This window comes from Polaromonas aquatica (genome assembly GCF_050626995.1).
GTDB lineage: Bacteria > Pseudomonadota > Gammaproteobacteria > Burkholderiales > Burkholderiaceae_C > Polaromonas > Polaromonas aquatica_A.
This window is the reverse complement of record NZ_CP192467.1, coordinates 1839182-1858690: the sequence shown is the minus strand read 5'-3', so window position 1 is coordinate 1858690 and position 19509 is coordinate 1839182. Positions and strand designations below refer to the sequence as shown.

Sequence of the window (19509 nt, the reverse complement as noted above, 5' to 3'; positions counted from 1 at the left end):
ATGAACCCCAGAATCGGATTTATCGGCATCGGCATGATGGGCCACGGCATGGCCAAAAACCTGCTGGCCAAAGGTTTCGGCCTGACCTTCAAGGTCAACCGCAACCGCGACAACCTGGCCGACCTCATCGCCGCCGGTGCGAAGGAAGCCAAAACGAATGCCGAATGCGCGCAGGCATCGGACATCGTGTTCATCTGCGTCACGGGTTCGCCCCAGGTCGAGGACATCGTCTATGGCAAGGACGGCCTGCTGGACGGCGGCCGCAAAGGCCTGATCGTGGTCGACACCTCCACGGCCGAGCCGGCCTCCAGCACTCGTATCCGCAATGACCTCGCAGCCAAAGGCATCAAGCTGGTCGACGCGCCGCTGGCCCGCACACCCAAGGAGGCCGAGGAGGGCAGGCTCAACACCATGGTTGGTGCCGAGCCCGAGGATTTCAAGACGCTGGAGCCGGTGCTCAAGGCCTTCTGCGAAAACATCTTCCACGTCGGCCCGCCCGGCCACGGCCACGTGCTCAAGCTGGTCAACAACATGATGGCCATGAGTTTTGCCGCCTCGATCGCCGAAGCCTTCGCGGTCGCGGCCAAAAGCGGGCTGGACCTGAATCGCCTTTACGACGTGATCTCGGCCGGCGGCGTGAACTGCGGCATCTTCCAGATGATGGCAACCAAGACGCTGAAAGAAGGCGACGTCACCGGCTTCAAGTTCGGCATCGCCAACGCGCAGAAAGACCTGCGCTACTACACCCACATGGCCGAGATGCTGCCCGTCTCCAGCTTCATGGGCGAGGCCACGCACCAGAGCCTGATCCAGGCCAGCAACGCCGGTTTCGGCGACAAGCTGATCGCCTCCCTTTTCGAAGCACAGGAAAAACTCAACGACGTCAAGATCGTTCCCCGTTAGGCCCATCCCTCAACACGCAGGAGACAAAACCATGAGCGACATCAAGAACAACGGCACAACACCTGAATCCACGCCCGACAGCAAGGCCACCTCGCGCCGCACGCTGCTCAAGCACTCCAGCCTCGCGCTGGTCGGCGCGGGCCTGTACGGCGCGGCGCCTTTTATGGGCCCGTGGAAGCACAACCACGCCTGGGCGCAGAGCGGCCAGAAGAAGCCGCTGACGATTGGCCTCACCATGGACGCCTCGGGCCTGTACGCGGCCTCGGGCGCCGAAGAGCGCCTGGGCGCCATGATGGCCATCAAGGAGTTCAACGACAAGGGCGGCGTGCTGGGCCGGCGCATCGAGGCCATCCACATCGACACCGAAACCACGCCGGCCACCGGCTCGCGCGTGGCCGAACGCATGATCACGCGCAACGAGGCGGCCTTCCTGATAGGCGCGGTGCATTCGGGCGTGTCCAACGCCATCTCGCAGGTGGCGCAGAAATACGGCACGGTGTTTTTCAACACCAACTCAAGCAGCCCGACCGAAGCCGGCAAGGACTGCCACCGCACCAAGTTCGTCTGGGACGGCAACGGCACCAACTTCTCCAACGCCATCGTCAAGAACGCCATCAAGGCCAGCGGCAAGAACTGGGTGCTGCTGACCAACGACTATGTGTGGGGCCACACCACCTCCAAGGCGACGCGCGCCATTATTGAAGCCAACGGCGGCAAAGTCGTGGAAGAGTTGCTGGTGCCGCAGAACACGCGCGACTTTTCGTCTTACCTGCTCAAGCTGCAGCAGCTCAAGCCCAATGTGGTGGCCACGGCCGTGGGCGGCGACGACATCAAGGCGCTGCGCCAGCAGGTGGTGCAGCTCAAGATGAACCAGACCATGGCCTGGATCAACAACCAGCAGGACTGGCCGGATGTCTATGGCCTGGGCCCCGAGGCAATCTTCGGCGTCTTCGGCACCACCTGGTACTGGCGCCTGAACCTGCCCGGCGTGAAGGAATTCGTCGCGGCCTACCAGAAGCAGTTCCCCGGCATGGCCATTCGCGTGCCGGGCAATGTTTATCACAACGGCTACATGGCCACGCGCGAACTGCTGCGCTGCGTGGAAGAAGCCGGCACCACCAACAATATCGCGGTCATCAAGAAACTCGAGGGCCGGAAGATGAGCGCCGCCGACCGCCTGCAGCACTACGACGCCTGGATGGACCCGGTCACCCACCAGTGCCAGCAGACGATTTATATGGCGAGCTACAACGACCAGCCGGCGGAGAAGGACGACATCTTCAAGATACTCACGCAGGCTGATCCCAAGGACGTGGCGGACAAGGACTCGGCGGGCGCCTGCAAGCTCGAGAGCTACGACGCGACGCCCAGCTACGAGGCCTGACCGGCCCTTGATCCTCAAAGACCGACAAAGACCGACATGGATTTCCTGCTCCAGCTTATTCCGCATCTCGTCAACGGCATCTCGCTGGGGTTGTTGTTCGCGCTCATCGCGCTGGGCTTCATGCTGATCGTGGGGGTGATGGAGACCATCAACCTCGCGCACGGCTCCCTGTTCGCGCTGGGCATGTACTTCGCGCTCTTCCTGATCGCGCCGCAGCTGGGCATGTTTCCCAACCTGCAGGCCTGGTACATGAGCTTGCCGCTCGGAACACGTTACGGCGTGGCGCTCATTTTTGCGCCCATTTTTGTCGGCATTTTCGGCATGCTGCTGGAGCTGTGCATGCGGCGCACCTATGGCCGCGATCCGCTGTACGGCTTGCTGCTGACCTTCGGCGCGGCCCTGGTGATCGAGGAGGGCATTCGCCTGGTCTGGGGCTCGTCGGAAAAGCAGCTGATGCTGCCCGAGGCGGTCTCCGGCGCTTTCCTGATGGGCGACCTGGTCTATTCGAAGTACCGCTTCTTCGCCAGCGGGTTTGCTGTCCTGATGATTATGCTGCTCTGGGTGTTTTTGCAGAAGACACCTTACGGCGCCATCATCAAGGCCGGCGCGCACGACAGCGAAATGGTGCGCGCCCTGGGCATCAACCTTTCGCGCCTGCGCCTGTTTGTCTTCGGTCTGGGCGTGGCGCTGGCGGCCATCGCGGGCGTGGTCATGGCGCCGATCTGGGGCATACGCCCGCATGTGGGTGTGGATGCGGTGGTGCCGGCCTTCCTGATCATTGTGCTGGGTGGTGTCGGTTCGCTGTGGGGTGCGGTGATTGCGGGGCTCATGGTCGGGATGGTGGTGGGGCTCACTGGCTCTTATGCGTCCGAGTGGTCGCTGATGTCCATGTATCTGCTGTTCATCGCCGTTGTGACTTTCCGTTCGAGGGGGTTGTTCGGCAAGAAGAGCGTCCTCGACGCTTGAGATTTGGTACACCCCCGTCTCGGCTCACTTCGTGTAGCCGGATCCCCCCTTGCAGGGGGCAACAGCTGCGGCCCGGCAAAGCCGGTTCCGCGCTGTTACTGGTTTAGTCATACTTTGGTTCGCTATGGAAAGTTAAGTAATGAAACCGCTTCAAAACAAAGTTGCGCTGGTTACGGGCGCAGCGGGCACCATGGGTCTGGCCGTCGTCAAGGCTCTGCTCGAAGACGGCTGCAAAGTCGCGATGGTGGATGTGAGCCAGGAGCGCAACCGCGCGCTCGCCGATGAACTGGGTTCGCGCGCCCTGTCGTTCTCGTTTGACATCAGCGATGCGGCCGCCGTGAGCGACGGCCATGCGCTCATCGTCAAGGCTTTCGGGCCGGTCGACATCCTGGTCAACAACGCCGGCATCCTGTCCAACAACAAGGTTGAAGCCACCGAAGCCGGCGAGTGGCGACGCGTGCTGGGCGCCAACCTCGACGGCGCGTTTTACCTCGCGCAGCAGGTGGTGCCGGCGATGAAGGCGCGGCGTTTCGGCCGCATCATCAACACCAGCTCGCTGGCGGCCAAGACCGGCGGCCTGACGGCGGGCACGGCCTATTCGGTGTCCAAGGGTGCGATGAGTTCGCTGACCTTTTCACTGGCACGCGAACTCGCGCCTTTTGGCGTCACGGCCAACGCCGTCGCGCCGGCCTACGTCAGGACACCCATGATCACCGAACAGCTCAATGAGGAGCAGCGCCAGAAGCTGCTCAAGGACATCCCGGTCGGCCGCTTCTGCGAGCCCGAGGAGTTCGCCCACGTGGTGCGTTTCCTGGCTTCGCCGCTGTCGGGTTTTATCACCGGCGAGATCATCGATTTGAACGGCGGCCTGTTGATGGACTGAGGGAAAGCCCTTTCGCAGCAGCCGCGCTTTGCGCCCACAATTTCGCCATCCATGAACAGCATCACACCCTCCGTCGATTTCAGCACCGCGCTGGCAGGCCTGTTCGACCTGCGCGGCAAAACTGCTTATGTACCCGGCGGCTATGGCGGCATAGGTGAGGCGGTTGCATGGGGCCTGGCGATGGCTGGGGCGCGCGTCGCGGTCTCGGGCCGCGACGAGGCCAAGGCGCAAGCCGTGGCCTCGGCCTTGCAGGGCGCAGGGCATGAGGCCATGGGCCTGGCCATGGACGCGCACTCGGTGCCGCAGATGCAGGCTTCCGTCGACGCGGTGGCCGCGCGATGGGGCGGTTTCGACATCCTGGTGAACTGCGTGGGCATGCAGCGCGAGCAGGCCTTGCTAGAGGTGACTGAAGACGCTTTTGACGAGGTGCTGCAGGTCAACCTCAAGGCCGCGATGTTTTTGGCGCAAGCCGCAGCTAAACACCAGATTGCGGGCGGCAAGGGCGGCGCGCAAGTGCATTTGCTTTCGGTGCGCGCGCAGCTGGGCTTGCGCGGCCGCGGTTATTCGGCCTACAGCAGCAGCAAGGGTGGCCTGGTCATGCTGATACGCCAGCATGCGAGCGAACTCGCCCCGCACGGCATCACCGTCAACGGCATCGCGCCCACAGTGGTACAGACCGAGATGGCGCGCCACTGGCTGGAAAATCCGGAGACGCGAGAACAGGTGCTGGCGCGCATTCCGCTGGGCCGCGTGGCCGACCCGCAGGATGTGGCCGGTGCGGCGGTGTTTTTCGCGGCGTCTGCTTCGCGCTTTGTCACGGGGCAGGTTCTTTATCTTGACGGCGGTATTACCGCGTCTCAGTAACTCCGCCCGCCAGCGCCGCGACGGCATGTTGCACGCCGCCGCTGCCGATGGAAATGCCCTGCACCCGCATGGCGGCTTCCACGCCGGCCAGGCAACCGAGGATCATCGCCGGGTTCATGTCGCCCAGGTGGCCTATGCGAAACGTGCGCCCCGCGAGCGGGCCCAGGCCGCCCGCGATGGCCACCTGGAACTGCTCGCGCGCGACCGAGCGCAAGGCTTCGGGGTCAATGCCGGCGGCCACGGCCACGGTGGTGACGGAGACCGAGCGCGCGGCCGGCTCGCGCACAAACAGGCTGAGTGCACCGCCTTCGCTCCAGGCTTCGACGGCGGCGTGCACGGCGCGGGCGATCATCCGGTGGCGGGCGATGACCTGCTCAGCGCCCTCATGAAAGATCAAGCCCAGCGCGGCTTCCAGGCCGAAGAGCAGGCTTTGCGGTGGCGTACCGCAGAACTTGCGGTAGCTGAGCGGGCTTTGCCGCCGCGCCCAGTCCCAGTAAAAGCGCGGTAAGGGATTGGCCGCGGCCACTTTCATCGCCGCGCTGTCCACGGCCACAAACGCCAAGCCGGGCGGCACCATCAGGCCTTTTTGCGAGGCGCCCAGCACGACGTTGGCGCGCAGCGCGTCCATCGCAAAGGGCGCGGCACCTAGCGAAGCGACCACGTCCACCACCAGCAGCGCGGGGTGGGCCGCGGCGTCCAGTGCCTGCCGGATCCGGACGGGGTCACTGGTCATGCCGCTGGCGGTGTCGGTGTGCACCACAAACACGGCCACGATGGCATGCGTGGTGTCGGCGCGCAGCGCGGCCTCAATGGCCGGTACGTCGATCGGGTAGCCCTCGCGCCAGGGCGTGCGCAGCACTTTCGCGCCCATGGCTTCGGCCTGCACGGCCCAGGATTCGGAGAAATGCCCGGTACCGGTGATCAGCACCTGCTGCCCCGGCGCGAGCAGGTTGGCGATCACGGCCTCCCAGGCGCCGTGGCCGTTGCAGGCATACATGAAGACGTCGGCCGAGGTTTGCAGCAGCGCCTTGAGCCCGGCCTCGCAGGCCTGGATCACACGATCCAGCCGCGGGTCGGCCAGGTCCATGGGCTGGCGCCGCATCGCATCCATGACCTCGTCGGGCACCCGCGTGGGCCCTGGGGAGTGGAGGAATCGATGGCCGGGGATGCGTGCGTGGGGCGTCATGCCGAAAAATTATGCGCCTGACGGCTTGCGGTTGACCAGCACGATGCCGGCCGCCACGGTGGCCAGCGCCACCAGCAGGCCGGTGGTCACGCTTTCTTCCAGCCACAGCGCACCGAACAGCAACGCAAACAGCGGCGTGAAAAACACAAATACTGAAATCTTCGTCGCAGGGTAACGTCCTAGCATCCACATCCAGAGCAGATAGCTCGCGAAGGCGCCTATCACCGTCTGCAGTAGCAGGGAGGTGATGGCAAAGGGGCTGAAGTGCCAGGTCCATTGCTCGCCCAGATAGAGCGACAGGAAAGGAAACACGGCGGCACTCACGGCCAGCTGGTAGAACAGCAGCTTTTCAGCGGAGATGCTGACGAGTTTGGTGGCACGTATCACCACCGTGGTCAGGCCCCACAGCATGCCGGCGGCCAGCGCCAGCAGGTCGCCGCGCGCCGTCGAGGCGGGGCCTCCGGTAAAGCCTTCGCGCAGTGCGAACACCACGGCGGCAAACGCGCACAGCAGGCCCAGCCATTGCAGCCCGCGCAGCCGCTCGGACTTGACCCACAGCGGCACCAGCGCCGCGACCCAGAAGGGCGAGGTGTACAAAAACACCGTGAGGCGCGAGGCAGTGGTGTATTGCAGGCCCACATAGATGCAGGCGAACTCCGCGCCGAACAGGCTGCCGGCCAGCAGGCCGGCTTTCAACGAGCCGTCGCGGCTGAACAATGGGATCTTGCGCCACAGGCACCAGAGCCACAGCAGCACGGTGGCGCCCACCAGGCGCAGCGAGGCCTGGAACATGGGCGGGATCTCGCTGATCGTGGCCTTGATCAGGACCTGCTGCAGGCCCCAGAACAGGCAGCATCCCAGCAGCAGGGACATGGCGAGGAGGTCGAGATTGGCTTTGCGGACTGTCGTCATGTCTTGATGGTAGCCGGGCCCTGGCCGCTCGCCTGGGCGAGTAACAAGGAATACCATTGCATTAAATCCCGGGACAAGGTGCTGCTGTGGACCATAAATGGCTGGAAGATTTCATTGCGCTGGCGCGAGAACGCAGTTTTTCTAGAGCGGCAGAGCTTCGCCATGTGACCCAGCCGCAGTTTTCGCGCCGCATACGCGCGCTGGAGCTGTGGGTAGGTGCCGACCTGATCAATCGCGCGGTGATGCCGCTGGCCCTGACGGCCGCCGGTGAAGAGCTACTTCCGGTGGCGCGCCGCGCAGCAGCGAGCCTCAATGATGCGCGCTCTCGTATCCGCCATGCGCGCGGCGGGTTGGACTGGGTCACATTGGCAACAGGCCGCACGCTCTCACGTAGCGCCGTGCCCGACTGGCTCGCGCGCGCCAAGCGCGGGGCTGGAGAGTTTCGCTTGCGCATCCTCACGGGCTCCATCCATGAGGGAGCCACGGCCCTGGAGCAGGGGGCTGCGGATTTCCTGCTGTCCTTTACACATCCACGCCTGCCGCTGTTGCTGGACGGGCAGACGTTCGAAGGGCTCGCGGTGGGTACTGACGAACTCGTAGCCGTCAGCGCGCCGCGCGCCGATGGCCAGCCGCAGCACGTCTTGCCTGGTACGCCGCGCAAGCCGGTGCTGGTGCTTGGCTATGCGCCCACGCTCGCGCTCGGCCAGATCCTTCAGGACGGGCTCAGCCGAAACTCGCGCGAGTTGCATCTGCATACCGTCACAGAGTCTGACTTCGCCGAGTCGCTGCATGAGCAGGCCTTGCGGGGCGTAGGCCTGGCCTGGCTGCCACGCGGGCTGGTCGAAGGCGACCTGCGCAGCGGCAGGCTGGTAAGCGCCGACAGTACGGGTGTGACGGTCCAGTTTGAAATTCGGCTGTACCGCCCACGCAGCCCGCGCAACGAATTGGTGCAGCGTATCTGGTCCGCCAGCACGCCGGCTGCTTCCTGAATCTAGGGCCTGTTCACACTATTTGCAGGAGTGCGAACGCGGTGAAAACGGCGCCAATCAAGGCGTGCGACGACGGGCGGACTCCAGTCCGCCCTAGGAGTGCAACGCGGAGTGGCGCTGTTTTCACCCCGTTCCCTACGGGTTGTGATCAAAAAGGCCGTGCGCGGCGTTGCAAAGCCTTGCCGGGGGTTTACCCCGACGGCGTTTTGCGCCTTGCTCACAGCCTTTTTGATTCACAACGCATCTCCTGCAAATAGTGTGAACCGGCCCCAGCTCGCATGCGCCCATGCGTGATACGCATGGGCCGCGCAGGGGCGACTCCTAGACTGGCGCCATCAACAAGGAGTCCGCCATGCCACGAATGTTCACCCTCAACCGCCGCGGTGTGAGCCGCACACTTTGCCTCGCTGCCGCAGGGTTGCTGGGTTTACCGGCAGCCTGGGGCCAAGCCTGGCCCGTCGGCAAGCCCATTTCCCTGGTGGTGGGCTACCCCGCCGGCGGTAGCGTGGACCTGGTGGCGCGTACCATCGCCGAGCCGCTGGCCAAGCGCCTGGGCACGCCGGTCATCATTGAAAACGTGGGGGGCGCCGGCGGCACCATTGGCGCGCAGAAGGTCGTCAATGCGAGTCCCGATGGCTACACCCTGTTGCTGGGCTCGGGTAGTGAAGTTTCGATTGCCAAACTCTACAACGGCGCCATCAAATACAACGGTGAAACGGATCTGAGCCCGGTGGCGCTGATCGGCGTCACGCCCATGGTCTTTGTGACCAACACCAAGACCGGCGTCAAGACCATGGAGGAAGCAATCGCCAAGTCCAAACGCGAACGCAACCAGCTGAGCTTCGCGTCGTCGGGCGTAGGTACGCCGCTGCATGTGTCGGGCGAGCTGATCAACCTGATGGCCGGCACCACCTTCCGCCATGTGCCGTATCGCGGCGCAGGGCAGCAGCTGCAGGACCTGCTGGGCGGCAACATCGAGTTCAGCGTCTCGGTGCTGTCTTCTGCGTTGCCCCACATAGAGTCCGGCAAGATGATCCCCTTGGGTGTCACCACGCCGACGCGTTCGCGCGCAGCGCCGCAAATCCCTGCACTTGGTGAAAATCCCAAGCTCAAGGGCTATGACATGAATGTCTGGTTTGGCCTGTTCGGACCCGCGAAACTGCCGGCACCCATGGTGGTGCGATTGAACAAGGAACTGAATGAAATCCTGCGCGAGGAAGCCGTCTGGCAAAAACTCCAGAAGGCCGGCATTTCCAACGACGGCGGCACACCGCAGGCGCTCACGGCCTTTATCAAGGCTGAAACCCAGCGCGTGCGCAACGTGGTCAACAAGGCGGTGGCGACTGGCGCTGCTTCGTGAACGGAAAATTCACCAAAAACCAGGCAGTGTTGTTGAAGCTGCAGCCGCCGGGGCCGGGCCGTGGCAACGATGGCTGGCCCAAAGAAGGCTGCAACTTGCCCTGAACTGTATTCATTAGTCGCGAAGCGTACTGGCCAACTCCTCCGGAGCATTGGCGGGGCTCTGCACGCCGAGCAATATTTTTAGCCCGATACGGAGGGAATTGTCATGCACTTATCTGTCATATCAATATTGCGCGGGCTCGCCTGCGGTCTGCTATTGCCGCTTGCTGTTTCGGCTTCGGCGCAGGCCCAGGAAGCGAAGAAACCTAACGTGGTTCTCATCGCTACCGGCGGCACGATTGCTGGCGTCGGCGCATCGAGCACCAACATCGGCGCTTATCAGGCCGCTGTGGTCGCTGTCGACAAGATCATGGCTGCCGTGCCGGAAATCCAGACGATTGCCAACGTCAGGGGCGAGCAGATCTTTCAGGTCGGCTCACACAACCTCACCAACGACCGCCTGCTTCAGCTGGCCCGCCGGGTGTCTGAGCTCCTCAGGTCGGACGGGGTTGATGGCATCGTGATCACCCACGGCACCGATACCCTGGAAGAGACCTCGTACTTTCTCAATCTCACCGTCAAAAGCAACAAGCCGGTCGTGATGCTCGGGTCCATGCGGCCCGGCACGGCGCTCAGCGCAGATGGGCCGCTTAACCTCTACAGCGCGGTGGCGGTCGCCGGGAGTAAAGAAGCAGTGGGGAAAGGGATTTTGGTGGTCATGAATGACGAGATTCACAGCGCCCGCGATGTGACTAAAACCAATGCCACCCGGGTTGACACCTTTAAGTCCCCTTATGGACCGCTCGGTCTCGTGATCGAAGGTCAGGCCCGGTTCTACCGTGCGCTGATTCGCCCGCACACAGTGCAGAGTGAATTCGACATTGACAAGATTCAGACGCTGCCGCAGGTAGACATTGCTTATGGCTATCAGAACATGAACCGTGCGGCATACGACGCGCTGGTCGTGTCCGGGGCCAAGGGCATCATTCATGCGGGTGTCGGCGCGGGAAGCGTTCCTGAGTACATGGCTGGCCCGCTTAACGAGATTCGCGGCAAGGGGGTGTTTGTCGTTCGGGCAACCCGTACCGGCAGTGGCGTGGTGATTCGCAACAATTCGGTGAAGGATGACGTCAATGACTGGCTTGTGGTCGACGACCAGAATCCCCAGAAGGCCCGAATTCTCTTGGCCCTGGCCTTGACGAAGACACGGGACACCAAAGAGCTGCAGAAAATCTTCTGGCGGTACTGACGCATGAAACGATCAGGAAGCGATCAAACGAAGTCTGGAGAGGTCATCAAGAAAGCCCATCCGGTGCAGCTTCAACCGCCCGGGTTGTCATTCTGGGCGGCATCTTCCACAGGGGTGGCGCATGTGCAGGAGCGCACCTCAACCGAAGCCGGTCCGGACGTGCTGGTAACGGCGCTGGTGCACGGCAATGAGTATTCCGGTGCCTGGGCGCTAGACGCGTTTCTTCTCAGCGGGTTGCAGCCGCGGCGCGGGCGAATCACCGCCGTTTTTTGCAACACCGAGGCCTTCATGCGGTTTGACGCTGGCAAGCCCGACGCTTCCCGCTTTGTTGACGAAGATTTCAACCGTGTGTGGTCCGCTGACCTTCTGGATGGCCCCAAGCGCAGTACCGAGCTGGTACGCGCCCGTGAAATCCGGCCGTTTGTTGACCGCGCTACCCATCTGCTCGATCTGCATTCCATGCATGAGCCTGGCGGGGCTTTGCTGGTGACGGGCATGCTGCCGCGCAATATTGCTTTTGCACAAAGCCTGGGTACGATGGGCCAGGTGGTCGTCGATGCCGGCCACGCCGACGGCGTTCGCATGCGGGACTACGGAGCATTTGGTGATGAAAACGGCGACCGCATTGCCCTGCTGCTGGAAGCCGGCCAGCATTGGGAGCTGGCGTCATTACAGGCCGCGCGCAACGTTCTCATGCGGTTTCTGGTGTGCGCGGATGTGATTGATCGCGGCGACATCCCGCCTGGCTGGTTGCTGCCCGATGCGCCGCCGCCGCCGCCCGTGACGGTGACCCATCGTGTGGTTGCGCGGTCGATGGACTTTGCGTTTGTGCAGAATTTTTGTGGGGGTGAAACCATACGCCATGCCGGCACGCCGATTGCGCATGATGCAGGCGAGCCGGTAGTGACGCCCTATGACGACTGTGTGCTGGTCATGCCGTCGGTACGGCAGTTACGGCCTGGGGTGACGACCGTGCGGCTGGGCCGGTTGGCCTGAAAACGGCCCGCTTTGCGGCGACGTTACAGCGGATGCTCGGTGTAAAACCTGCCGCCGTGAAACAGCAGCGGCGCAGCACCCGCGCGGTGGGTGCAGCGCTCCACTTCGCCTACGAAGATCACGTGGTCGCCTTCTTCATACCGGCTGCGGTTGAAACATTCGAAGGTTGCCGCCGCGCCTGTCAGCAGCGGCGCACCGCCGACACCTTCCGTAAACAGCACACCTTTCCAGCGGTCTTCGCGCCGGCTGGAAAAGCGCTCGGCCAGCTCTTTCTGGTCAGCCGCAAGGATATTGATGGCGTAGTGTGATCCGGTGCTGAGCGCCGCCATCGAACCGGCTGCCTGCGCCAGGCTCCAGAGCACGAGCGGGGGCTGAAGCGATACCGAGTTAAAAGAATTGGCCGTCAGGCCGATCAATGCCCCTTCGGCCGTGCGTGCGGTGACGATGGTGACGCCGGTGGCGAACATGGCCAGCGATGCCCGGAACTCCCGCTGGGAGAAGCTGGGGCTGCTCGCTTTGCGGGGGATGGCGGGGGTCAGCATAGAAGGGTAATTTAACTGAAGCGGTACAGGCGTACCCGCGGCAGGGCTTAGGCGGCATCTTGTGGGGCGTTGGCGGCCTGCCAGTTAAACTGGATGCCATGCCATCTTTTCGTTCCATCGCCTGCTTTTTTGCTATCTATTTAATAGCTGTTGGCGCCCGCGCAGATTCGCCTTGTGCCGATTATTCATCCAAACTCCCGAATGTGAAGCGTGAGCTGTGTGAGGCGGCGCAACTGCAGCCTTCGGGGACGCATTCGGTCAATGGCCGGGCGCTTTGGGTGCGCGATGTCAAGCCCGAATCCCCCAGCTTGCGTGTACTGGTCGTGGGTGCGATTCATGGCGATGAACTGTCTTCCGGAGCGGTGGCGCTGCACTGGATCAGGCTGGCTTCCCAGCCGCCCCTGGACTCGCCGCAGGCGATCCACTGGCGATTCGTTCCAGTGCTCAATCCGGACGGCGTGCTTTCCAGGCCACCGCGCCGCGCCAATGCCCGCGGTGTGGATTTGAACCGCAACTTCCCCACGCCCCATTGGGAACGGGATGCCAGGGTTTACTGGGAAAAGCGCACCGGCAAAGACCCGCGCCGCTGGCCCGGGCCCAAACCGCTATCAGAACCCGAATCGCGGTTTTTGCATGAGCAGATGCAGAGCTTCAAACCCAACCTGATTGTCAGCATTCATGCGCCTTATGGCGTGCTCGACTTTGACGGCCCGTCCGTGCCACCCTCCAGGCTGGGGCGCCTGTACCTTGACCAGGTGGGCATCTTCCCCGGCTCACTGGGTAATTATGGTGGTGTGCACAAGGGCGTACCGGTAGTCACCATCGAATTGCCCAATTCAACCCGCACGCCGCTGGATGCCGAGATGCGCCAGATGTGGCTGGATTTATTGCGCTGGATGAGCGAGAAAGTGGCTGCTCCGCCAGGCCTGCCAGCCAGGGGCGGGATGACATCTTCATCCCCGGTGCCGTGAGCGCGGGACGCACACGAACTCACAGTTTTTTATAAGCCCGATCCAGTTCCACACCTTTGGTGGTGTCGGTCAGTCCCCGTTTGACGTCCCTGCCGGCTTGTTTGACTACCGGATTGGGCTTGGCATTGGTCATGTCTACCGCCTGGTCGCGCTCGTGCGGCAGTTCCAGGCTGGACTCGACAGCGCCGTCTTTCAGTGTGTCCTGCTTGCCGGGACGGGAACGTTGTGCACGCGGATCCCTGGCCGGCATGCCCTTGCCGGACGAAGGGGTGGCGGGTGTACCCGGATCGGGTTTGCCGCGTTGGGAAGAGTTCATGGTCCAACTGTGCACCAGCCGCCCTTGCCAGCCTGTCAGTCCGCCAAACCAGGCCCTGTAGGAAAAGGCCACCTGCCGAGCGCCAAGGCGCTGCAAGGCTTCAGGCCGCGAGGAAAACGGCGGCTTGCGCCACCGCCAAAGCGTCGGCCTTGACGACATCGGGCGGCCCGCCCTTGCCCCAAAGTTCACCTCCATGGCGCATCGCCATGAATTGCGCGCACAGACGGATTGAATCCATCATGGGTTGTGCTTTGGCGCGGTCGCCGCTGGTGGTGATCAACCACAAGGTTTTTTTCGCCATCTCATCCTTGAAGGGTAGGCCGGGTACACGCATCCACGCGCTCCAGTGGTCCAGGTAAATCTTCAGTGGCGAGGGGATGCTGTACCAGTAGATCGGGGCGACAAACACGATGTCGGTAGCGTCCAGCGTGGCGTCGAGCAATGTCTTCATGTCGCCTTCCGGCATGGCGTACTGGCCAGTGGTGTGGCGCTGGTCGATAAATAACGGCATCTGCATGCGGGACAGGTGGTGCCAGGCTTGGGGTGTGCCGGGCGGCAGGGTGGCGGCGGCTTGCCGGGCCAGCCATTCGGTATTGCCTAATGCGCCGGGTTCGCGTGTAGAGGTGGCGAGAAAAAGAAATCTGGGGTTCGGATTCATGGCGGCCATGGTACCGGCAGCTGCGTGCCTTTGCCCGAGCGGGGTCTGGGCGTGCGTGCCAGAATCAGACGCATATCCAACGGAACAGTTCCTGCCATGATCCAAATTCGCGACATTGACCACATCGTCCTTCGGGTCGTGAACCTGGAAGGCATGGTGCGCTTCTACACCGAGGTGTTGGGCTGCGGCCTGGAGCGCACACAGGATGAGATCGGCTTGGTGCAGCTGCGCGCCGGGCGGTCATTGGTGGACCTGGTTCCGGTAGACGGCAAACTGGGGCGAGCCGGTGGCGTGGCACCCGGAAAAGAAGGGCGAAATGTCGATCATTTCTGTTTTCGCATTGAGCCATTCGATGCGGACGCCATCAGCCGGCATCTTGAAGCGCATGGTGTTGCTGCAGGTGACGTGGAGTCCCGGTACGGCGCAGAAGGTGAAGGACCTTCGATCTATCTCAGCGACCCGGAAGGCAATACCGTCGAATTGAAGGGGCCGCCATGGCCGGCCGCTTGATGGCGTGCGCCAGGCGGCTCAAAACCGCCGCCAGCCCTGCCACGCCGTGAAGACTGCCCCTGCAATGAGCATCGTGCCCACCATGCGTGCCATGGCAACACTCGCCCCCGGCCGGTCTGCCAGCCACTGGCGGGTGCCTGCGGCGGCCAGCGCGAGTGAACCGTATACACCGGCCTGGGTAACGGCAATGATCAGCCCAAGCGCCACAGCCTGAGCCCAGAGTGACCCATATTCCAGCCGCAAAAACTGCGGAAAGATCGCCAGCATGAAGAGGTAGGCTTTGGGATTGAGCAGGCAGGTGAGCGCAGCCTGCCTGAAAGTGCGCCACGGGGACGGCGGCTCGATGTCTGGCAGTGCGCCGAAAACAGACGTGCTGCGCATCAGCGACCATCCGATCCAGGCGATATACAGGCTGCCCGCCACCAGCATGACATTGACCATGCCGGGAACCAGCTGCAGCAGGATACCCAGCCCCAGCGCGCCAGCCACCACATGGCAAACACCGCCCGCTACGATGCCCGCGACAGCAAAGAGGCCGGCTTTGCGGCCGCCGGTCAATGAGCTGGCCATGACAAACGCCATGTCCATGCCCGGCAGGATGATGATGCCGAGCACCATGAGAAAAAACAGCCAGAGGTGTGCGAAGTGGTCCATGAACAGGCCCTGCTTCTTTTAGCGGTGCACGGCGTGGTAAGCGGGGCGCGACAGGCTCATCACCCAATTGGTCTCCCAATGGCGTCCACCGTCCTCTGAAAAGGCCTGCTCCCACCGGGCGTGATTGGGTGTAATACCGGACCACGTGAAACGGACCCGTACCGGCCGCCCTTCATGACTGTCGCTTCCCTCAAACCGGCCTACGCCGTCGTTAAAAGAGCCGACCACCGGCGGCTGCAGCAAGCCGTCGTTGTGGCTGACCCAGTAAATGCTCCACAAGCGCGTTTGCGGGTTGAAAAAGCGCAAGGCCATGCCGATGGTCTGCCTGTCCTCGGTGACCAGGTCATTCATGTTGCCGAGTCCGCCCAGCAGTAATGCGCCATCCTGCACGGCTTCGAAACTTTCCCACTCGGTGCACCCTTCAAGGCGCCGTCGCAGGCGCTTGTTGCTGACCAGCCAGCGCCCGGTGATGAAATTGAAGTCGTGGCGTCCGTCGGTGAGGTCGGCAAAGTCCGGCGTTTGGATGAGGGTCGTTGTGGTCATGGCTGTGAAGCGCTTTGGCGCGCAGTGAAAGGCACGAAATCCAGTCTAAAAAGGTAATAGGGCTGTTTCGGCCCTAATTAAACGTTAGACTTTTCACCATGTATTCACCCACCACGCGCGTGCTGACGGTCCTGGAACTGCTGCAGTCACACGGTAGGCTGAGCGGTGCCGAGCTCGCAAGGCGGCTGCAAGTGGATGGCCGTACCTTGCGCCGCTACATCGCCAAGCTGGAAGACCTGGGCATTCCGGTAGTGGCCGAGCGTGGCCGCTATGGCTGCTATAGCCTGATCGCTGGTTTCAAGCTGCCGCCGATGATGTTCACCGACGACGAAGCCCTCGCCCTGTCGCTGGGCCTGCTCGCGGCGCGCGGCTTGGGACTGGCAGAGGCTGCACCCGCCTCTGAAAGTGCGCAGGCCAAGCTGGAGCGCGTGATGCCCTACCAGCTGAAAAATCGCGTTCGTGCGCTCGGCGAAACCGTGACGCTGGATATCCGCCATGCAGTAGCCCCTGGCGACAACACGGCGTTGCTGGCCCTGAGCAGTGCGGCGCACGGTTGGCAGCGCGTGCATATGGCTTACCGTTCAGCCGACGGCGAAGTCACCGAGCGCGATTTCGATGCCTACGGCCTGGCGTTTCGCCGCGGCCGCTGGTATGTGGTGGGTTGGTGCCATTTGCGCGGAGCCCTGCGCTCATTTCGGCTTGACAGGGTGCAGGAAGTGCGGCCGCTCAATGTAGTGTTCACGCCGCCGGCTGATTTCAATGCAGCCCAGTATCTCGTCCTGGGACTGGCCACCATGCCGCGTACAAATACTGTGCGCCTGCTGCTTCATACCGACCTGCAGACCGCGCAAATGGAACTGCCCGACAGCATCGGCGTGTTTCAACCCAGTGACGAAGGCGTGCTGCTTCACAGCCAGACCGACCACATCCCGTGGTTCGCCCGGCAACTTTCAAGGCTGCCTTTTGCTTTTGAAATACAGGAACCCCCTGCGCTGCGTGTCGCGTTGCGTGAGCACGCACAGCGCACGCTGGATCAGCACGCGGCCTGAACAATCGGCCGTGGTCAGGCCGCGGTGGGCTCCAGCCGGCTGCGTGCGCGGTCCATCCCGTAAAAGTTGAACGTCATGCCAGGGACTTCGCCGCAGATCAGCTCGGCCATCGCCTTGCCCGAGCCCGCGCCATGCGTCCAGCCAAGCGTGCCATGCCCGGCATTCACCCACAGGCGGCCAACCTTTGTCTTGCCGATGTAGGGAATGTTGGTGGGCGTGGCGGGACGCAGGCCGGTCCAGAAATTCGGTGTGCCGCCCTGCTCCTCAAGGCGGGTATCGCACACGCCCGGCAACACTTCTTCGATGCGGTCCGCCAGCATCTTGCAGCGCGCTTTGGCCAGTGGCGTATCCAGCGAGAGGTCGTAGCCGCCGACCTCGATGGTGCCGGCGACGCGCAAATGGGTGCCGAGCCGGCTCATGGCGCATTTGACTTCGTCGTCGATGGTACTGACGAAGGGAGCCAGTTCGGGCTTGAGCAGCTTGAAGGTGGCGCTGTAGCCCTTGCCCGGGTAAATCGGAAGGTCCACGCCCACCGTGCGCAGCAGCGGAGCCGTGTAGGAGCCGCAGGCCGCGACCACCTCATCGGCCTTCAGGTGGATCAGCTCTTCGTTCGTGCTGTGCAAGGTCCTCGGGCGTATCGCGACGGACTCGATGGCGCCGCCGGCTTTCTCCAGCCGCTCAATGTCGTGGCCATACAGGAAGCGGGCGCCCCGGTCGGCGCAGCGCTGGGCCAGCGCCTGGGTGAAGACACGGGCATCGCCGCTTTCGTCGCTGGCGGTGTAGGTTCCGCCCACGATGCGATGTGCAAATGACTGGAAAGCCGGTTCGATGTCCAGCAGTTCGGCCGTGCTCACCACACGGCGCGCCACGCCATATCTTTGCATCAGCGCGGCGGCTTCACCTGCGGTGTCAAATGATTTCTGGTCGGTGTAGTAATGCGCGATGCCGCGTTCCAGGCGGTTGTATTCAATCCCGGTGGCCCGGACGACCTCCTTGAGGGCAGTGTGGCTATAAGCCCCGAGCGCCACCAGCTGCTGCACATTGCGTTCAAACGCGGCATCGTTGCACTGCGACAGAAACTGCAGGCCCCAGCGCCACTGCTGCCAGCCATCCCCGAAAGGCAGTTGCGGGCGGAACAGCAGCGGTGCGTCGTCCCGAAACATCCACTTCAGGGCCTTCAGGGGCGCATCCTTGTTGGCCCAGGGCTCACAGTAGCTGACCGAAATCTGCGCGGCGTTGCCGAAGCTGGTTTCCAGGGCGGCCGCGGGCTGCCGGTCCACCACGGTCACTTCATGGCCGCGTTCCAGCAGATGCCAGGCGGTGCTGACACCAATGATTCCCGCTCCCAAAACCACTACCTTCATACCAACCCCCTTTTACAGCGTTCAAGTGTGAAGGATGTTGCTTTCAATTAATAGAAAAATTAAACTATCAGTGAAAACATCAGAACAACTAATACAAAGAGAGCCTCGTATGAGTACTTTTGACCCGGACGCGCTCGAATGCCTGGCGGCTATCGTGGAAGAGGGTGGTTTTGAACGTGCCGCGCAGCGCCTGTCGATCACACAATCAGCGGTATCCCAGCGGTTACGTGCGCTGGAAGCCCAGGTTGGCACTGTACTCATTGTGCGCAGCCGGCCGCTCAAACCGACTTCAGCCGGCCAGCTGCTGCTTAAACATACCAAGATGTTGCGCCTTCTGCGCGCAGATCTTGAGCGGGACATGAAAGAGCTGGCGCCCAGCTCGCTTGGCGGTGCTCGCGAAGAAGAACGTATTTCGATTGCCATCAACGCCGACAGCATTGCTACCTGGGCCTTGCCGGCGCTGACGGAGTTGGCGCAGCAAGGCCTGCCCATGGAAATCATCCACGATGACCAGAACTTCACCCACGAATGGTTGCGTGAAGGCCAGGTGCTCGGTTGCGTCACCACACTCAAGCAGGCGCTGCGCGGCTGCAAGGTAGAGCCGCTGGGCGCCATGCAGTACATTGCGGTGGCCGCACCGGGCTTTGCCCAAAAGCGGTTGGGTCACCGCGACGGCCCCGGCGACAACCAGACCACCCCCTCACTGACGCAATACAACTTTCGCGAAGTGCCTTTCATCGCGTTCAACCGCAAAGACGAACTGCCGGTTGATTTTGTGAGCAAGGCCTTTGGACTCAAGCGCGTCACGCTCAACCAGCTGTTTGTGCCCTCATCGGAGGGCATGGTCAGGGCTGTACTGGCGGGCTGGGGTGTCAGCGTGGTGCCGCGCCTGTTGGCGCAGGGCCTGATTGACCAGGGTCAGCTCGTCAATATGGCGCCCGCGTACACGCTGCCTGTCCAACTCTACTGGCACTGCTGGAATCTGGAATCCGAGGTGCTGGACGCACTCACGGCCGCACTCAAGCAGTCCGCTGCGCAATCTCTCGTGGCTTGATCGCAGGCGACTGAGGCAGGTATTCGCGAGTTGCGATGAACGGATTAGGGCACGTTGCCCTGCTGGTGCCCGGTGTTTCATTCGCTGACAAAGACAGGTAAGGGAGTAATCCCAT

At 62.7% G+C, this 19509-nt stretch carries 21 protein-coding genes; 13 read left to right on the top strand and 8 right to left on the bottom strand.

From position 1 onward, the window contains the following. The 5 genes from ACQ4MS_RS08865 to ACQ4MS_RS08845 all read left to right on the top strand — a co-directional run bounded on the left by ACQ4MS_RS08865 (position 1) and on the right by ACQ4MS_RS08845 (position 5000). Positions 1–903, top strand: a complete 903-nt coding sequence (locus tag ACQ4MS_RS08865; RefSeq protein ID WP_431099084.1) for an NAD(P)-dependent oxidoreductase — start codon at positions 1–3, stop codon at positions 901–903. Positions 904–934: 31 nt separating this feature from the next. Then, on the top strand, positions 935–2287 hold the full coding sequence (locus tag ACQ4MS_RS08860) for an ABC transporter substrate-binding protein (protein WP_431099083.1): 1353 nt from the start codon (positions 935–937) through the stop codon (positions 2285–2287). Between the two features lie 36 nt (positions 2288–2323). Continuing rightward, entirely contained in the window at positions 2324–3253 is a 930-nt protein-coding gene (locus ACQ4MS_RS08855; protein ID WP_431099082.1) for a branched-chain amino acid ABC transporter permease, read from the top strand. 139 nt (positions 3254–3392) lie between these two features. Further along, on the top strand, positions 3393–4136 hold the full coding sequence (locus ACQ4MS_RS08850) for an SDR family NAD(P)-dependent oxidoreductase (RefSeq protein WP_431099081.1): 744 nt from the start codon (positions 3393–3395) through the stop codon (positions 4134–4136). 51 nt (positions 4137–4187) lie between these two features. Then, positions 4188–5000: an SDR family NAD(P)-dependent oxidoreductase gene (locus ACQ4MS_RS08845; protein WP_431099080.1), complete on the top strand. Its 813-nt coding sequence runs from the start codon at positions 4188–4190 to the stop codon at positions 4998–5000. Here the strand turns inward: ACQ4MS_RS08845 and ACQ4MS_RS08840 are convergent. Together ACQ4MS_RS08840 and ACQ4MS_RS08835 are read right to left on the bottom strand one after the other, a co-directional pair. Further along, a complete protein-coding gene (locus ACQ4MS_RS08840; RefSeq protein ID WP_431099079.1) occupies positions 4984–6186 on the bottom strand; it encodes a pyridoxal-phosphate-dependent aminotransferase family protein in 1203 nt (400 codons plus the stop codon). The genes ACQ4MS_RS08845 and ACQ4MS_RS08840 overlap by 17 nt on opposite strands. A gap of 9 nt (positions 6187–6195) precedes the next feature. Next, on the bottom strand, positions 6196–7098 hold the full coding sequence (locus tag ACQ4MS_RS08835; RefSeq protein WP_431099078.1) for a DMT family transporter: 903 nt from the start codon (positions 7096–7098) through the stop codon (positions 6196–6198). Positions 7099–7184: 86 nt separating this feature from the next. Here ACQ4MS_RS08835 and ACQ4MS_RS08830 point away from each other — a divergent pair, with 86 nt between their 5' ends. The 4 genes from ACQ4MS_RS08830 to ACQ4MS_RS08815 all read left to right on the top strand — a co-directional run bounded on the left by ACQ4MS_RS08830 (position 7185) and on the right by ACQ4MS_RS08815 (position 11733). Next, entirely contained in the window at positions 7185–8087 is a 903-nt protein-coding gene (locus ACQ4MS_RS08830; protein ID WP_431099077.1) for a LysR family transcriptional regulator, read from the top strand. Positions 8088–8439: 352 nt separating this feature from the next. Continuing rightward, a complete protein-coding gene (locus ACQ4MS_RS08825) occupies positions 8440–9447 on the top strand; it encodes a Bug family tripartite tricarboxylate transporter substrate binding protein (protein WP_431099076.1) in 1008 nt (335 codons plus the stop codon). A gap of 207 nt (positions 9448–9654) precedes the next feature. Then, a complete protein-coding gene (locus ACQ4MS_RS08820) occupies positions 9655–10737 on the top strand; it encodes an asparaginase (RefSeq protein ID WP_431099075.1) in 1083 nt (360 codons plus the stop codon). Between the two features lie 3 nt (positions 10738–10740). Continuing rightward, the gene (locus ACQ4MS_RS08815; RefSeq protein ID WP_431099074.1) at positions 10741–11733 is read left to right on the top strand and encodes a succinylglutamate desuccinylase; all 993 of its coding nucleotides are present in this window, start codon (positions 10741–10743) and stop codon (positions 11731–11733) included. A 23-nt stretch (positions 11734–11756) separates the two neighbouring features. Here the strand turns inward: ACQ4MS_RS08815 and ACQ4MS_RS08810 are convergent, their stop codons facing one another. Beyond that, positions 11757–12275 (bottom strand): flavin reductase family protein, encoded by a 519-nt coding sequence (locus ACQ4MS_RS08810; RefSeq protein ID WP_431099073.1) that lies wholly within the window; start codon positions 12273–12275, stop codon positions 11757–11759. A gap of 98 nt (positions 12276–12373) precedes the next feature. On the opposite strand from ACQ4MS_RS08810, the gene ACQ4MS_RS08805 reads away from it, so the two are divergent. Further along, the gene (locus ACQ4MS_RS08805) at positions 12374–13246 is read left to right on the top strand and encodes a M14 family zinc carboxypeptidase (RefSeq protein WP_431099072.1); all 873 of its coding nucleotides are present in this window, start codon (positions 12374–12376) and stop codon (positions 13244–13246) included. 19 nt (positions 13247–13265) lie between these two features. On the opposite strand, the gene ACQ4MS_RS08800 is transcribed toward ACQ4MS_RS08805, so the two are convergent. Continuing rightward, complete coding sequence (locus tag ACQ4MS_RS08800; RefSeq protein ID WP_431099071.1) at positions 13266–13562, bottom strand: hypothetical protein; 297 nt, start codon at positions 13560–13562, stop codon at positions 13266–13268. 100 nt (positions 13563–13662) lie between these two features. Beyond that, entirely contained in the window at positions 13663–14229 is a 567-nt protein-coding gene (locus ACQ4MS_RS08795; RefSeq protein ID WP_431099070.1) for a flavodoxin family protein, read from the bottom strand. A gap of 87 nt (positions 14230–14316) precedes the next feature. Between ACQ4MS_RS08795 and ACQ4MS_RS08790 the strand changes: the two genes are divergently transcribed. Further along, a complete protein-coding gene (locus tag ACQ4MS_RS08790) occupies positions 14317–14730 on the top strand; it encodes a VOC family protein (RefSeq protein ID WP_431099069.1) in 414 nt (137 codons plus the stop codon). Between the two features lie 18 nt (positions 14731–14748). Here ACQ4MS_RS08790 and ACQ4MS_RS08785 read toward each other — a convergent pair whose 3' ends face one another. After that, entirely contained in the window at positions 14749–15384 is a 636-nt protein-coding gene (locus ACQ4MS_RS08785; RefSeq protein ID WP_431099068.1) for a LysE family translocator, read from the bottom strand. An 18-nt stretch (positions 15385–15402) separates the two neighbouring features. Next, positions 15403–15927, bottom strand: a complete 525-nt coding sequence (locus tag ACQ4MS_RS08780) for a hypothetical protein (protein ID WP_431099067.1) — start codon at positions 15925–15927, stop codon at positions 15403–15405. Between the two features lie 98 nt (positions 15928–16025). Between ACQ4MS_RS08780 and ACQ4MS_RS08775 the strand changes: the two genes are divergently transcribed. Next, positions 16026–16976, top strand: coding sequence for a helix-turn-helix transcriptional regulator (locus ACQ4MS_RS08775; protein WP_431099066.1), 951 nt, complete (start codon positions 16026–16028; stop codon positions 16974–16976). 14 nt (positions 16977–16990) lie between these two features. Here ACQ4MS_RS08775 and ACQ4MS_RS08770 read toward each other — a convergent pair whose 3' ends face one another. After that, positions 16991–18340: a D-amino acid dehydrogenase gene (locus ACQ4MS_RS08770; protein WP_431099065.1), complete on the bottom strand. Its 1350-nt coding sequence runs from the start codon at positions 18338–18340 to the stop codon at positions 16991–16993. 109 nt (positions 18341–18449) lie between these two features. Between ACQ4MS_RS08770 and ACQ4MS_RS08765 the strand changes: the two genes are divergently transcribed. Next, positions 18450–19394, top strand: coding sequence for a LysR family transcriptional regulator ArgP (locus ACQ4MS_RS08765; protein ID WP_431099064.1), 945 nt, complete (start codon positions 18450–18452; stop codon positions 19392–19394). The last annotated feature ends 115 nt before the right edge of the window (positions 19395–19509 follow it).